This is a genomic window from Gemmatimonas sp. (assembly GCF_031426495.1).
Taxonomy (GTDB): domain Bacteria; phylum Gemmatimonadota; class Gemmatimonadetes; order Gemmatimonadales; family Gemmatimonadaceae; genus Gemmatimonas.
On the sequence record NZ_JANPLK010000055.1, the window covers coordinates 1 to 13,514 of the forward strand.

General features: G+C 64.5%; 12 protein-coding genes and 1 pseudogene. 8 read left to right on the forward strand and 5 right to left on the reverse strand.

All coding sequences use genetic code 11. The annotated features are described in order from the left end of the window. Nucleotides 1-131: pseudogene (locus RMP10_RS14310) on the forward strand (IS30 family transposase); the annotation flags it as partial. Nucleotides 132-355: 224 nt separating this feature from the next. Here the strand turns inward: RMP10_RS14310 and RMP10_RS14315 are convergent. The 3 genes from RMP10_RS14315 to RMP10_RS14325 all read right to left on the reverse strand — a co-directional run bounded on the left by RMP10_RS14315 (nt 356) and on the right by RMP10_RS14325 (nt 3,972). Next, nucleotides 356-2,182, reverse strand: a complete 1,827-nt coding sequence (locus tag RMP10_RS14315; protein ID WP_310570890.1) for a hypothetical protein — start codon at nt 2,180-2,182, stop codon at nt 356-358. A gap of 141 nt (nt 2,183-2,323) precedes the next feature. Beyond that, nucleotides 2,324-3,004 (reverse strand): outer membrane beta-barrel protein, encoded by a 681-nt coding sequence (locus RMP10_RS14320; protein ID WP_310570891.1) that lies wholly within the window; start codon nt 3,002-3,004, stop codon nt 2,324-2,326. Nucleotides 3,005-3,216: 212 nt separating this feature from the next. Next, complete coding sequence (locus RMP10_RS14325) at nt 3,217-3,972, reverse strand: TerC family protein (protein ID WP_310570892.1); 756 nt, start codon at nt 3,970-3,972, stop codon at nt 3,217-3,219. A 30-nt stretch (nt 3,973-4,002) separates the two neighbouring features. Between RMP10_RS14325 and queC the strand changes: the two genes are divergently transcribed. The 6 genes from queC to RMP10_RS14355 all read left to right on the forward strand — a co-directional run bounded on the left by queC (nt 4,003) and on the right by RMP10_RS14355 (nt 10,212). Then, entirely contained in the window at nt 4,003-4,758 is a 756-nt protein-coding gene (queC, locus tag RMP10_RS14330) for a 7-cyano-7-deazaguanine synthase QueC (RefSeq protein WP_310570893.1), read from the forward strand. Between the two features lie 3 nt (nt 4,759-4,761). Beyond that, entirely contained in the window at nt 4,762-5,400 is a 639-nt protein-coding gene (gene queE / locus RMP10_RS14335; RefSeq protein WP_310570894.1) for a 7-carboxy-7-deazaguanine synthase, read from the forward strand. Between the two features lie 137 nt (nt 5,401-5,537). Continuing rightward, nucleotides 5,538-6,113 (forward strand): C40 family peptidase, encoded by a 576-nt coding sequence (locus RMP10_RS14340; protein WP_309671385.1) that lies wholly within the window; start codon nt 5,538-5,540, stop codon nt 6,111-6,113. 84 nt (nt 6,114-6,197) lie between these two features. After that, nucleotides 6,198-8,288 carry a S9 family peptidase gene (locus tag RMP10_RS14345; protein ID WP_310570895.1) on the forward strand — a complete coding sequence of 697 codons (2,091 nt, stop codon included), beginning with the start codon at nt 6,198-6,200 and terminating at the stop codon, nt 8,286-8,288. Nucleotides 8,289-8,294: 6 nt separating this feature from the next. Further along, nucleotides 8,295-9,149 (forward strand): ElyC/SanA/YdcF family protein, encoded by an 855-nt coding sequence (locus RMP10_RS14350; RefSeq protein ID WP_310570896.1) that lies wholly within the window; start codon nt 8,295-8,297, stop codon nt 9,147-9,149. 112 nt (nt 9,150-9,261) lie between these two features. Beyond that, nucleotides 9,262-10,212 carry a hypothetical protein gene (locus tag RMP10_RS14355; RefSeq protein ID WP_309671388.1) on the forward strand — a complete coding sequence of 317 codons (951 nt, stop codon included), beginning with the start codon at nt 9,262-9,264 and terminating at the stop codon, nt 10,210-10,212. A 6-nt stretch (nt 10,213-10,218) separates the two neighbouring features. Here the strand turns inward: RMP10_RS14355 and RMP10_RS14360 are convergent, their stop codons facing one another. Together RMP10_RS14360 and RMP10_RS14365 are read right to left on the reverse strand one after the other, a co-directional pair. Then, nucleotides 10,219-10,668, reverse strand: a complete 450-nt coding sequence (locus tag RMP10_RS14360; protein ID WP_310570897.1) for a DUF983 domain-containing protein — start codon at nt 10,666-10,668, stop codon at nt 10,219-10,221. Beyond that, nucleotides 10,665-11,783 (reverse strand): alpha/beta fold hydrolase, encoded by a 1,119-nt coding sequence (locus RMP10_RS14365; protein WP_310570898.1) that lies wholly within the window; start codon nt 11,781-11,783, stop codon nt 10,665-10,667. The genes RMP10_RS14360 and RMP10_RS14365 overlap by 4 nt, the downstream gene beginning before the upstream one ends. Before the next feature lie 143 nt (nt 11,784-11,926). On the opposite strand from RMP10_RS14365, the gene RMP10_RS14370 reads away from it, so the two are divergent. Continuing rightward, nucleotides 11,927-13,408, forward strand: coding sequence for a serine/threonine-protein kinase (locus RMP10_RS14370; RefSeq protein ID WP_310570899.1), 1,482 nt, complete (start codon nt 11,927-11,929; stop codon nt 13,406-13,408). Nucleotides 13,409-13,514 lie beyond the last annotated feature (106 nt).

The window sequence follows — 13,514 nt, forward strand, 5'->3', positions numbered from 1 at the left end:
CTGATTTGTCCGCGTATACCCAACGCGATCTCGATCGGGTCGCCCACGAAGTGAATACGCGTCCGCGAAAAACCCTCGGCTTCCGCACGCCGGCAGCTATCTTCGCTGAGAGCGTTGCACCGACTCGTTGAATCCGCCGTGTATAGTGCACAGAACTCAGCCAACACAGTGTTCAGTGTCGAGCGACTTTGATGATGTAAAAGCGCACGGGCCCTGTCGACACGATCGACAGGGCCCGCAGTTTTCCAAAGAGGCTCGACACTGAACACTGTCGTTGCTGAACTCCGAGCACTCTACACGGTCAGACGCCTGAACTCTGACCACTCGGCACTCAGCACTGATCAGTGCCAACCCGCTATTTCCCGCCTTTGACTCGAATCACCTGCGTCGTGCTGTCCGTCATTCCTGCCCCCGACACCATCAGCGTCAGCTGGTAGTCACCCGCCGGAACCTGCGGGAAGTTGATGGTCAGGCTGCGTCCCGGCCCGCCATCGGGGCGACCGTTGTCGTTGTACTTGATCGACACCGGCGTCACGGATTTCGAGAGACCGAACGAGCTGCCGAGTTTCTGCATGAAGCCGGCGCCCACGCGCGTCGCCCGCAGCGACACTTGCAGCGGCTGTCCCGGTGATGCCTGACGGTACATCTCCCAGTAGATACCGATCGACGTACCACCCTCGATCTCGTTGCTGCCATACGCTTGCAGCGCGTTGCGATCGAGCATCGGCGTGGCCGATACATCGCCGCGCTGCAGCAGCAAGTATTCCGACAGGCGTGTACCAGCCGGCAACGGCGTGATCACCGTACGCACGCGCGCGGCGCGCTTGCCGACCGGCGCCAGCACTTCGAGACTGGCCAGCATCGGTGACGGGACCGGCAGCAGGAGTGCGCCGTTGGCTTGCGCGCTATCGCGCTTGGCCTGCAGCGGCTCGCGTCCATCGAATGCATCGAGCGTGAGCGCCGCGGTGTACGGCGCACGGCCCATCTCGAGCTCGCGCATCAAGCGGTATCCGCCAGCCACGATCGTGGTGTCACCGCGCAAGAAACGCGCAAACTGATTCGGCAACGCGCCGAAGCCGGTGGCAAAGCGCGGAGCGTAGCGCATGCGCGCCTTCTGGCGTCGCGGATTCCAATCGCCGGGGGTGGCCGACAACGGCTTGGCGATCGCTTCGACCGTCGCCATGAAGTCGTAGCTCGGCGTCGGTTCGTGGCCGATCACCGAGGGCGGACGCGGATCGGCCACACCACCGTTCTGCACCGACCACGCCGTGGGCCAGCCGTAGCGCATCTGCGATTCGAGCAGATCGTCACCCCACTGTAAATCGTACGGAATGCGGGCCAGCGAATGCACGCGCGACATCGTGCGTCGCGCGTAGAGTTCGTTCTGAATGTCGTTGGACGGAATCATCCACAGCGGCTGCGCGAGACGCAGCACGCGCGCGTTCTCGGCGGCACGGTTGGCGCACGGCGTGGCCTTGTACGCCGCGTGCACGGTGGGATCGAGCCACCAGGAGAGGTCGGTCCACGTGCATTGTTGCGCGACCGGCATCGCGGCGAGCGCGCGCGCAAACGCGGCGGTGGCGTCCTTGTGCTGATTCGCGTTGTGCAGCGCGAGGCCCTCGAGCGCCTCGCACCACCACGGCGTGCCCTTGCAGGAACGCGCCGCGCTGATCGCCACATCGCGCTGCTCCGACTCGATCGCGTAGCGCACACGCATGCCGTTCACCCAATCGTCCTTCGGGTCGGCCGCTTGTGCTTGCGCCAGCAACTCCAGCAACTGTTCGCGTTCGAGCTTCGCGTCATTGCGTTCGGCCGGCGGCGGGACGTCGCCGTTGTTGTTCCAGTAGCAGATGCGCCCCAGCGGGACTTCGCACGACGCATCGGCACCGCCGTTGTAGAAGCGCAGTCCGGTGCGGTGGTTGCGCTCGAATCCGTCTTGCATGGTGCGCGCCTGTGAGCCGAGTGAGCTCATCGTGGCCGGATTGCCGCGCAAGGGATCGGGCGGAAGACTCGCCATACCGCCGACGAGCGGAGGCCGCGTGGTATCAGTCGGCGGCTGCGTCGGCGGCGCCTGCGCCGACAACACGGGCAACCACGCCGCCGACAGCGACGTGAGGATAGCGAGCGCCCACGAGAGCCGCGCGGCGGACATGTACCGGCGGCGCGCGATCTGATTGACCAAGGGCCTGCTCCTGAGAGAAATCGACAGCGCGCCGCGCGACCGGTAGCGGTCGGCGCGGCGCCTCATCGACACGACATCGAGGCGCCCGAATGACTCGAGACGCGTCGTGCGAAGTTAACGCCCGGAGGAGCGCCCCGGGATTCAGAAGGTCAACTTCACCCCGGCTGTGAGCGCCCAGTTGTGCGCGAGATTCCCCTCGGCACGGAAGCCCACCGCATCCTCCGAATTGAATCGGCTCACCCAGTCCTTTGCCTGCACCCGAAGGGCAAAGCGCTCGGCCACACCGATATCAAGACCTACCCCGCCGGTATAGGCAATGTTCGAAGCTCGCACGTCGAACAGAGAGTTCTTGATGTCGTTCGTGAGTCCACCGATACCGAGCTGCACGAACGGTGCGATGCCGACCTTCTTGCCGGGAAGCCCGCCAAGCTCGAGGCCGGCGTCGTAGAGCCACGTCTTCACAGTCCCCACATTGACACCACCCAGCAGCGGCAACCCTATGCGCAGGTCGCCCGACGCGTAGGCCAGATTGCCGACCAACGCGATGCCCTTGGTGAGCGGAATACTGGCCTGTCCGCCAACCATCGGCGCGTTCGTGGTCGACAGGCTCGTGCCGATCGGGCCGTCATACCAGTTGCCGGTGATCAAGTACCCAGCGTAAGGGGTCAGGGTGGCTCCGACGCCCGTCTGCGCCTTCGCCGTGGGCGCTACGAGCACCGTGGCCAGCAAGGACGACGCAACGACGACGGCCAATGTACGGAACGCCGAGGTAGCACGCGGAAGCGAATCGGTGCGAATCGCGGTGCGGACGGAATACGACATAGCTGATCTCCAGAAGGTGACGTCCTCTCCAGGTGCATGTCGCGGACCGCCGTGTGCGCCCCGTGCCGCGTGCGGCGGTGGCTGTGGTCAAGGCATTGCGGGCACTCGACTTATCTGTCGCTCACCGAACGGCCGCTCGCTCCGGAAATCAGACGAGCGTCCCCAAAAGAGGACGCTCGTCTGTACCAACCGACCGACATCCGACCAGCCGCCTATTCGTCGTCCGGCGGCTGCGGCACCCCTCTCAGTTGCACGGCCTCAGACTTCGTGCGCGCGCGGATGTTGAGCATCTCCACGATCACGGAGAAGGCCATCGCCATGTACGTGTACCCCTTCGAGATATGCTGTCCGAATCCCTCCGCCACGAGGTTCGTGCCGATCAGCACGAGGAACGACAGGGCCAGCATCTTCACGGTGGGGTGCTTGTCCACGAAGTCGCTGATGGGCGTGGCAGCGAAAAGCATGACGCCAAGAGCGATCACGTTGGCCGCGATCATGATGATCACGCTGTCGGCCATGCCCACGGCGGTGATCACCGAGTCGAGCGAGAAGACGATGTCGATGACCGCGATCTGCGCCACGGTGGCCCAGAGCGAGTTGCCTCCCCTGCTCGTCGTGGACGACTCCTCCGGCCCTTCGAGCTTGCTGTGGATTTCCAGCGTGGCTTTGCCGATCAGGAACAGGCCGCCCACGATCAGAATGAGGTCGCGTCCAGACACGGCGCGTCCGATGACCGTGAACAACGGCTCGGTGAGGCGCATGACCCAGGTGATCGACAGCAACAGCGCCACGCGTGACAGAAAGGCGCCCATGAGGCCGAACCGGCGGGCCTTCGGCTGATCCACCGGTGACAGCTTCCCGGCCAGGATCGAGATGAAGATGATATTGTCGATGCCGAGGACGACTTCGAGCACCGAAAGCGTCAGCAGGGAAATCCACGCCTGCGGATCAGAGAGCAGATCGATCATTGGGACAACTTAATTGGCTATCTTTCGTAAATGTCTGCCCTCTCGACCACTGCCGCGTCGCCCAACGCCGCGTCGCCCAACGCTCCTTCGATTGTTCGTCCCGCCGTCGTGTTGTTGTCTGGCGGTCTCGACTCCACGACCGTGCTGGCCGTGGCACGGCGGGAGGGCTTCACGCCGTACGCGATGACCTTTCGCTATGGCCAGCGCCATTCCCTCGAGATCGATGCCGCCCGCCGCGTCGCGGCCGCTCACGGCGTCGCGAAGCACGTGGTCGTGGACATTGACTTGCGGCAATGGGGCGGCTCGGCCCTCACGGCCGATGTCGACGTGCCTAAGGATCGGGACGTCGAGCATCCGACCGACGAGATCCCGGTCACCTACGTGCCGGCGCGCAACACGATCTTTCTGTCGTTCGCGCTTGCCTGGGCGGAGACGCTCGACGCGCAGGCCATCTTCATTGGCGTGAATGCGCTCGACTACTCCGGCTACCCCGACTGTCGGCCGGAGTACATCGCGGCGTTCGAACAGATGGCGAATCTGGCGACCCGCGCCGGCGTCGAGGGGACGCAGCGGCTCAAGATCCACGCGCCCCTGCAGCACCTGAGCAAGGCAGACATTGTTCGCCTTGGCCAGGAGCTCGGCGTGGATTATGCCATCACCACGAGCTGTTACGACCCAGCGCCTGAGGGAACGGCCTGCGGTCACTGTGATGCCTGTCAGCTCAGGTTGCGCGGTTTCGCGGAAGCTGGATCGGCCGATCCAATTGCGTACGCGGCTGGAGCCTGAGCCATGGCGTACACTGTTCGCGAATGCTTCTATACGCTCCAGGGAGAAGGTGTGCAGGCGGGACGTGCGGCAGTGTTCTGCCGATTTTCCGGGTGCAATCTGTGGACGGGGCGCGAGGCCGACCGCGCTACGGCCGTATGCACCTTCTGTGATACGGACTTCGTGGGAGTTGGACCCGACGGCGGCAAATTCACCACGGCGACCGAACTCGCGACTTTCGTGAAAAGCCGTTGGCCGGCCGACGCGCCGGCCAGTGTGCGCCCGTTCGTGGTCTGCACCGGCGGCGAGCCGTTGCTCCAGCTGGACCACGCGGCGGTGGCGGCCCTGCACGCCGAGGGGTTCGAGATCGCCGTGGAGACCAACGGCACCCAGTCGCCGCCGCAGGGGCTGGACTGGATCTGCGTAAGCCCCAAGGCCCAAGCCCCGCTCGTGCTGACCTCCGGCGATGAGCTCAAACTGGTGTACCCGCAACCCACGGCCATGCCGGAGCGCTTTGCGGGGCTCGCCTTCCGTCACTTCCTGCTGCAGCCGATGGACGGACCGCAGGCGGCCGAGAACACGGCCGCGGCCTTGGCCTACTGCCTGGCGCACCCGCAGTGGCGGCTGTCGGTGCAGACCCACAAGGCGCTCGGAATCCGGTAGCCGAGAGGGCGAGAACGCCGGGGCCCAGGGTGAACCGAAGGTTTCCCGCATTGTGATAATCGCCGGTAGCGTGACGGCCATGGCTGGGCTAGGTTCCTCGCTCCGGACCGAACTCGCCCCCCAGAGCACCGCGTATCGTGATATCACTCTCGCGCCAATTGCTTTCGATCAGCCTGTGTGGCGCGCTTGTCGCGCTCGCACCACGCGTCGAAGGTCAGTCGGTCGAGAAGCTCGAGAGTCGGAAACCGTTCGCGGCGTGGAGTGCATCGGCGCAGAATCTGCGCGACTCAATCGTGGCGAAGGCGCGTGGTCAGATCGGCACTCGCTACAAGCTGGGCGGCACCAAGCCGAACCTCGCGCTTGACTGCAGCGGCCTCGTGAAGTACGTCATGGGCGCGCTTGACGTGATGCTTCCCCGTACGGCGCAGAAGCAAGCCACCGTCGGTCAGGAAGTGCCGAAGGATCTTGCCGCGCTCAAGCCGGGCGACCTGCTCACCTTCGGTCGAGGTAAGCGGATTTCGCATATCGGCATCTATGTGGGTGAAGGGCGTATGGTGCATGCCAGCACGTCCCAGCGCCGGGTGATCGAAACCCGTATCTCCGAGCGTTCGCCGCTCATTCGTCAGTGGAAGGGCGTGCGTCGCCTGGTCGGCGGGGCCGGCGCCCATATGCGGGATTCCCTCCTCGCCTTCGCCGACTCGCTCAAGCAGTAGCGCGTCGTTCTTGTTGCAAAGCGATCGATCCGCCCCCAGCATTGGGGGCGTTTTTGTTTTCGAGCCGCCCCCGGGGAGGAATTCATGTCCGCACAGATTACCCGCTCCACCCGCGCCCTGTTGTTCGCCGCGCCACTCTGTTTCGCCATCGCACTGCCCGCACGCGTTGCGGCACAGCCGTCCGCGACGCAACTGTCCGCCACGCAACCGTCGCCGAACGATCGACTGACCATCGCCGACTACTTCAATTGGGAAGATGTCGCCGCACCGAGCATGTCCCCCGACGGTCGTCAGATCATCTACACGCGCACGTGGATCGATCAGCTGAATGACAAACGGGAATCGTCGGTATGGATCATGAATGCCGACGGCACCAAGAACCGTTTCCTCGTGAAAGGCGGCGACGCCAAGTGGTCACCCGACGGCTCGCGCATCGCGTACGTCGCGCCCGGTGAGCCCGGCGGTGCGCAACTCTGGGTGCGCTACATGGACGCGGAAGGTGCGACGACGCAGATCACGCGCCTCACGGAAGCGCCGGCTGATATCGAGTGGTCACCCGACGGCAAGACGCTCGCCTTCGGCATGCTGGTGCGCGGCACCGACACGTGGCGCATCGCGATGCCGACGCCACCGCGGGGCGCCAAGTGGACCGAGCCGCCGCGCGTCGTCACGAAAGTGAAGTATCGCGCCGATCGTCAGGGCTTTCTCGAAGACGGACTACGACAGCTGTTCACGGTGCCCGCCGATGGTGGTACACCGCATCAAGTCACGAGCGGTGACTGGGCGACCAACGGCACCACGTGGATGCCCGACGGCAAGAGTTTCGTGTTCACCTCGCTGCGCACCGCAGAGGCCGAATACGCGTGGCGCCAGAGCGACATCTACAAGGTGGAGATCGCCACCGGTGCGGTTTCGGCACTCACCTCGCGCAATGGTCCGGACAACTCGCCGGTGCCGTCGCCCGATGGCCGCTTCATCGCGTACACCGGCTACGACAGCACCGATGCCACATGGAAGGACGCCACGATGTACGTGATGGATGCCGACGGCAAGAACGCGCGCGCCCTCACGGAGAAACTGGATCGCTCGCCGAGCGGCATGATGTGGGCACCCGATGCAAGCGGCGTGTACTTCAACGTGGAGAACGAAGGATCGCGCAACCTGTATTTCGTATCGCTCAAGGGCGACGTCCGGCAGGTCACCAAGGGTGCGCACGTGCTCACGGTGAGTGATATCAACAAGAATTTTACGGCGGTCGGTGTGGCCACGTCGTCCGCGAAACCCAACGACATCGTGGCGTTCGATCTGCGCACGCCGGTCATCAAGCAGCTGACTGATGTGAATGGCGATGTGCTGGCCGGCAAGAAGCTGGCAACGACCGAAGAAGTGTGGTACACGTCGGTGGATGGACAGCGCATTCAGGGATGGATCGTGAAGCCGGCCGACTTCGATGCGAAGAAGAAATATCCGTTGATGCTCGAGATTCACGGCGGACCGCATTCGATGTACAACGTGGGCTTCAACTTCTCGCGCCAGGATCATGCGTCGAATGGCTTCGTGATGCTCTACACGAATCCGCGCGGCTCCACCGGCTATGGCTCGGCATTCGGCAACGCCATCAAGAACGCGTATCCCGGCAAGGACTACAACGACCTCATGGCCGGCGTCGATACGGTGATCAACCGCGGCTTCGTGGACAGCAATCGTCTGTACGTGTTCGGCTGCTCTGGTGGCGGCGTACTCACGGCGTGGACGGTTGGCCATACCGACCGATTCGCCGCCGCCGCGTCGATGTGTCCCGTGATCAACTGGCTCAGTTTCGTGGGGACCACCGACGGATCGAGCTGGTACTACAACTTCGCCAAGTATCCGTGGGATGATCCCAGCGAACATCTCAAGCGCTCGCCGTTGATGTATGTGGGTAGCGTGAAGACGCCCACGCTGCTCATGACCGGCGTGAACGATCTGCGCACGCCGATCAGTCAGACGGAGGAGTTCTACGAAGCGCTGAAGATCCGGAAGGTGCCAACGGCGATGATCCGCTTCAACAACGAGTGGCACGGTACCAGTTCCACGCCGTCGAACTTCGTGCGCACGCAGCTCTATCTGCGCAGCTGGTTCGACAAGTATCAGGCGCCGCCCAAGGGCCAGCGCGTCACGCAGGATCAGCAGTGAGCGGACGTGAGTGACCTGTTGTTCCGGGGGCGCGGCGCCGATGTCGGCGGCCGCGCCCCTGCGTGGTTGGTACGCAGTGCCGGCGCCGTCCTCGGGCTCGCGATCATGCAGCTCGCGGCGGCACTTGGGTTCTGGACCGCAGCCGGCGTGTCGTCCTTCAGCGCACGACTCGTGCTCATGCTGGCGGGCGCACTTCTGGCCACATCGTCCCGCGGCTCATGGCTGTGGCTGATCGCCGGTGTGCTCAGCACGCTCCTGATGCTGGTGTCCTACACACCGCTCGTGACGCCGATGATTGCCCCATTCGTGCGGCGCGATGCCGTGCCCGTGGCATTCGCCCCGTCCGAGGCGGCCGATGCCGTGGTGGTCATGTCGGGCAGCGTGACCTCCGAGGGGCGCGTGACCGGCGCTGCCCTTGAGCGCCTCATCAGCGGCTTTCAGCAGGCCCGCCGACTCGGCTTATCCGTGGTGGCCCTGTCGGTGGTGGGCGACGACGCCGATCCATCGGTCGAGAGCTCTGAGCGGGATCAGCGCGAGCTGGCGCAACTCATGGCGCCCGACCTCGCGCTCCGATTCGTGAAGAATGTGCACAGCAGCCGAGACGAAGCACTGGCCTTCGCGGCGATGGCACGGACGCACGGATGGCGGCGCGTCGTGCTGGTCACCTCTCCGTTACACTCGAGGCGAGCATGTGCCGCCGTCGAGCACGCCGGGCTGCCGGTGCGCTGCGCCCCCGCCGCGTCCCGCGAGTACGCGCTCTCCCGCCTCGATCGCCCGGAGAACCGACGGCTGGCCTTCGCCGACGTCGTGTATGAAATCGCCGCGACGCTGTTGTACCGCATGCGTGGCTGGACGCCGTGATCTAGCAACTGTTCGCGCCTTCGATTTATCGAATGCGTGATGCACGACACTTTCATGTGATGCTCGAGATCGGTACGTTTTGCAGGCTGTTCTCCCTCTCGCCACCAATTCCATGAGCTCTTTTTCATTCTGCAAGCGTGGCACATCCGCGCTTGCTGTTGTGCTCGCCTTTGCGTTGAGCGCCTGTACCGACACGGCCGCGCGGGCCCGTGCCGACTCCCTGTCGGCCGCCCTGGCCAGCGCGAGCGCTGAGCGCGACTCGCTGCAGGGGCTGATGCAGGGCACCAGCGCCGATAAGGATCGCGCCCTGGCGCAGGTTGTTGAAGCGTCGAAGTTCGCCGACGAAGTCGACGCGGAGCTTCGCAAGGTGCGCGGCCTCTCGAGCAAAGTAGGCGTCACCAAGAGCGACGAGTCGGGCAAGACGGAAGCGGCCGCGGCACAGAAGGACATCCTCGACCGCCTCACACAGATGCGGCAGCGGTTGGCCGCTCGCCAGCGTCAGGTCGCGGCCCTGCTCGACACGTTGAAGACGATGCGCGCCGACTCCAGTGCGGCCGCCACGCTGCTGGCCGATCTGAACGCACGTCTCGCGACGCGCGACAAGGAGATCGCGGTTTTCCAGGAAGAAGTCCGCGCGCTTCGCACGCAGAACGAACAGCTCACCGTCGAGAAGGCCGTTCTCACCGATACGGTGAAGGCGATGGACGTGCGCGAGAACAAGGTGTTCTACGTGGTCGGGTCGCGTCGTCAGTTGATCGCCGACAAGCTCGTCACGGAAGAAGGCGGCTCGCGCGGGTTGCTCATCGTGAAGCTCGGCAAGACGCTGGTGCCGGCGCGTTCACTCGACGAGTCGCGCTTCACGCGCGCTGATCGTCGCGAAGTGCTCACCATCCCGCTACCGCGCAGCGATCGCCCGTATCGCATCGTGTCGCGTCACGATGTGGGTCTGATCGAAGCGGCCAAGAAGGAGAAGGACGGTGCCTTTCGTGGTGAGAGCATCCGCATTACCGACCCGGTGAAGTTCTGGGCCGCCTCGCGCTACCTGATCATCGTCGAGAAGTAAGCGCGGTCAAACGTGGGGGAGTTCACGATCCCCCACGTCGCCGTCTTGGCGATGCCAGTCCAGCTCTTCGGGCGAGAGCGGCCGGATGGCCAGGTCGACGGCAAGCCAGGTGGTCTTCGCAAATGGATAGCAGAACACGCAACCCGACAGCATGAGGAAGGCGGTGACATACGTGATCAGATCCCAGGGCGGATCCGGCCATGTGAAGTACACGAAGCCGCAGACGCAGAAGAACAGAATGAGTTCGACCGCAATCAGATTGAACAGATAGGCGCCGACGAAGTAGTCCTTCTCACCGCGCTCGAGACGGATGCCGCAGGTTGGACACCGATCCTTGAGCTCGAAGAACGACTCGAAGATCTTGCGACCGCCGCAGTGCGGGCACCGCAACTGCAACGCGCGGAACACCAGTTGCGTGATCGACGGCCGGGCAACAGAAGTCGACCCGGCATTCATCGCTGGGGTAGCGCGGCAAGAAATGCGTTGAGGTAGCCACCCCACACTTTGGGCGCCGAGTGCGTGCCGTGTCCGCGCGTTTCCGGCGTGATGGGCAGCAGCATGAACTTCGTGCGCGGCATCATCGCCGCATACCGTTCGGCCAACCCCAGCTCGGGCGGATTCACCTGGTCGTCGGCCGAGTTGATGAACAGCGCGGGCGCCGTGATGCGTTTCAGGTTCGGCGAGGGATCATAGTCGCGCGACGCGTCGAACTGATACAGAAAGTCGTTGGCGTCGGTGCTGGCCATGCGCGCATCGAGGTAGGCGCGAATCACGCTGTCGGCCTTATCGCGCGTGGGCGACTGCGCTTGCTGCACGAGCGGCGCGCTGGACATGATGTACAGCATCATCTGCGCGGCGCGCAGTCCCGGCGGCGCACTGGTGTATTCGCCACCCTTCCAGGCCGGATCGTTGCGGATCGCGTCCATGGCCATCGTGCGGATCATGCGATTGCGACCAGCAATTTGCGCCGGCACGCACGCATACGGCGCGAGGCCGTCCATGAAGTCGGGATAGGTATAGCCCCATACCCACCCGTGCATGCATCCCATGGAGGTGCCCATGATGAGCCGCAGGTGGTTCACCTTGAGATGCTCGGTGAGCAACCGGTGCTGCGCGGTGACCATGTCGTCGTACGTATACTTCGGGAAGCGGGCGTGCAGTCCATCGCTGGGCTTGCTGGAGCCGCCGTGACCGATGCCGTCGGGCAGCACGATGAAGTACTTGGCGCTGTCGAGCAGCTTGCCGGGCGCGAAGAGTTCGCCGGCGTAGCCGTTGGACAGGAAGCTTCGCCCTGCCCCGCCGGTACCGTGCAGGATCATCACGGCATTTCGAACGACGCCGTTGGCATCGCGCTGGGGGGTGCCGAGCGTGGTGTAGTGGAGGCGCAGCTCGGGGATTTGTTCACCCGAACGGAACGCGAAATCCTTGACGACGAAGTCGCCCTGGGTGCCGGCGCGAGCCCAACCGGCGGCGGAAGTGGGCGTCTGGGCGTTGCCGACCGACGCCGTTATGGCCGAGCTTGCAAGGGAGAGCGAGCTGAGCAGGAGGCGAAGAAGCGATGCACGTGACATTCTGGAAGATAATGCCTGTCAGCAACTTACGCTGGGAGCGCCGCTAACCACCGAGCCCGTCGGCGCTTACCGAGCGCGACCGTGAATGGGATCTCACCGCGAAACGCTTGCTTAACGCAGTTCTTCCTTTAGGTTCGCCAATCGTGGACGCTCGCAAGGTGTGCCCCCAGTGTGGGGAAGAGTATGACAGCTCGGTGGCCTTCTGCGCGAAGGACGGCACGGGGCTCGTGTCGCCCGCTGCCCAGGCGGACCTCGTCGGTCATGTGATCGGCGGGCGCTATCGTGTGGTATCGCATCTGGGCGAAGGCGGCATGGGCACGGTGTACCTGGCCGAACATGTGCGCATGAAGCGCAAGAGTGCGATCAAGATCATGCGTCCGGCGCTGGTCGGCGACGCGGAAGCGTTGCAGCGCTTCACCCGTGAAGCCGAGAACGCCAGCAAGATCTCGCACCCGAACGTGGCGTCCATCTTCGACTTCGGTGAGACGGACGAAGGGATGGTGTATCTCGCGATGGAGTTCGTGGATGGCGAGGCACTGGCCGCCACCCTCAAGCGCGAAGTGGCGCTGCATCCCGTGGTCGCCGCCGACATCATCGGCCAAGCGGCGGATGCGCTGCAGGCGGCGCACGACCTGGGCATTTTGCACCGCGATTTCAAGCCCGACAACCTGATGCTCACGAAGCGCTCCGACGGCACGTTCGTCGTGAAGCTCGTCGACTTCGGTATCGCGCGCATGATGGAGAAAGGGGCGCAGCAGGTCACGCGCACCGGGTTTGCGGTCGGCACGCCCGAGTTCATGTCGCCCGAGCAGCTGTCTGGTGATGTGCTCGACAGTCGGTCCGATCAGTATTCGCTGGCCCTCGTGGCCTTCATCGCGCTCACGGGACACGACGCGTTCACGAACTCGTCGTCGAAGGAATCCCTGATCGCGCGTCTCACGAGCCGCCCGCGTCGACTCGACGAAGTGCGCAGTGATCTCGAGTGGCCGAACTCGCTGCAGGACGTGTTCGACAAGGCGCTGGCGCCAGATCCGGTCGATCGGTTCGCCAGTGTGTCCGATTTCGGCGTGACGCTGGGCAACGCGGTGATGGAGATGACGCCATCCCAGACGGCGGAGATTTACCGGCACGCGCTCGGGAATCGCATGCTGAGCGTGGCGTCGCGGACGCCGAGTGACATCACCGGCGTGCGGACGCCGTCGTCGAACGAAGCCACGGCCAAGGCGAAGAAGGCCAAGAAGGAACCGAAGCGTCGCAACGATCCCGTGGCCGTGCGCCGTCGGCAGTCGGTGGTGCCGTACATCGTGCTGTTCGGCATCGCGACGTGGGGCACGTGGTGGTACGGGTCCAAACAGGAATCCGGGATCGCCCGTCAGGCCGCCGACAAGATCGGCATTTACGCCGGTGCCGCACGCGACATGGTCAACGGCTACATCGAACGAGCGCCCGACAAGGCGCCGGAAGTGGTGTTGCCGGCAGCGCCGCCCCCGGCGCCCGTCGCCAAAAAGCCGACTGCGCGCAAACGGAGCGCCGACACGACAACCAAAGCGAAGGCGAAGACGGATTCGACCACATCGGCGGCGGCACCGGACACGACAAAGGTGAAGGCGGACAGTCTGCGGTAAATGCGAACTGCCACTCCCTAGTCAGCAGGGGGGAGGGGGGGGGGGGCGCGGGGGTAGGGACCACCCGCGGGGGGCCCGCGTGAGCCCGCCCGGGGCCCCCCCCCCC

Coding starts and splice junctions, on each gene's coding strand:
- RMP10_RS14360 (WP_310570897.1), bottom strand. CDS start 10,668: ATGAATGCCGGGTCGACTTCTGTTGCCCGGCCGTCGATCACGCAACTG.
- RMP10_RS14325 (WP_310570892.1), bottom strand. CDS start 3,972: ATGATCGATCTGCTCTCTGATCCGCAGGCGTGGATTTCCCTGCTGACG.
- RMP10_RS14355 (WP_309671388.1), top strand. CDS start 9,262: ATGAGCTCTTTTTCATTCTGCAAGCGTGGCACATCCGCGCTTGCTGTT.
- RMP10_RS14365 (WP_310570898.1), bottom strand. CDS start 11,783: ATGTCACGTGCATCGCTTCTTCGCCTCCTGCTCAGCTCGCTCTCCCTT.
- queE (WP_310570894.1), top strand. CDS start 4,762: ATGGCGTACACTGTTCGCGAATGCTTCTATACGCTCCAGGGAGAAGGT.
- queC (WP_310570893.1), top strand. CDS start 4,003: ATGTCTGCCCTCTCGACCACTGCCGCGTCGCCCAACGCCGCGTCGCCC.
- RMP10_RS14320 (WP_310570891.1), bottom strand. CDS start 3,004: ATGTCGTATTCCGTCCGCACCGCGATTCGCACCGATTCGCTTCCGCGT.
- RMP10_RS14345 (WP_310570895.1), top strand. CDS start 6,198: ATGTCCGCACAGATTACCCGCTCCACCCGCGCCCTGTTGTTCGCCGCG.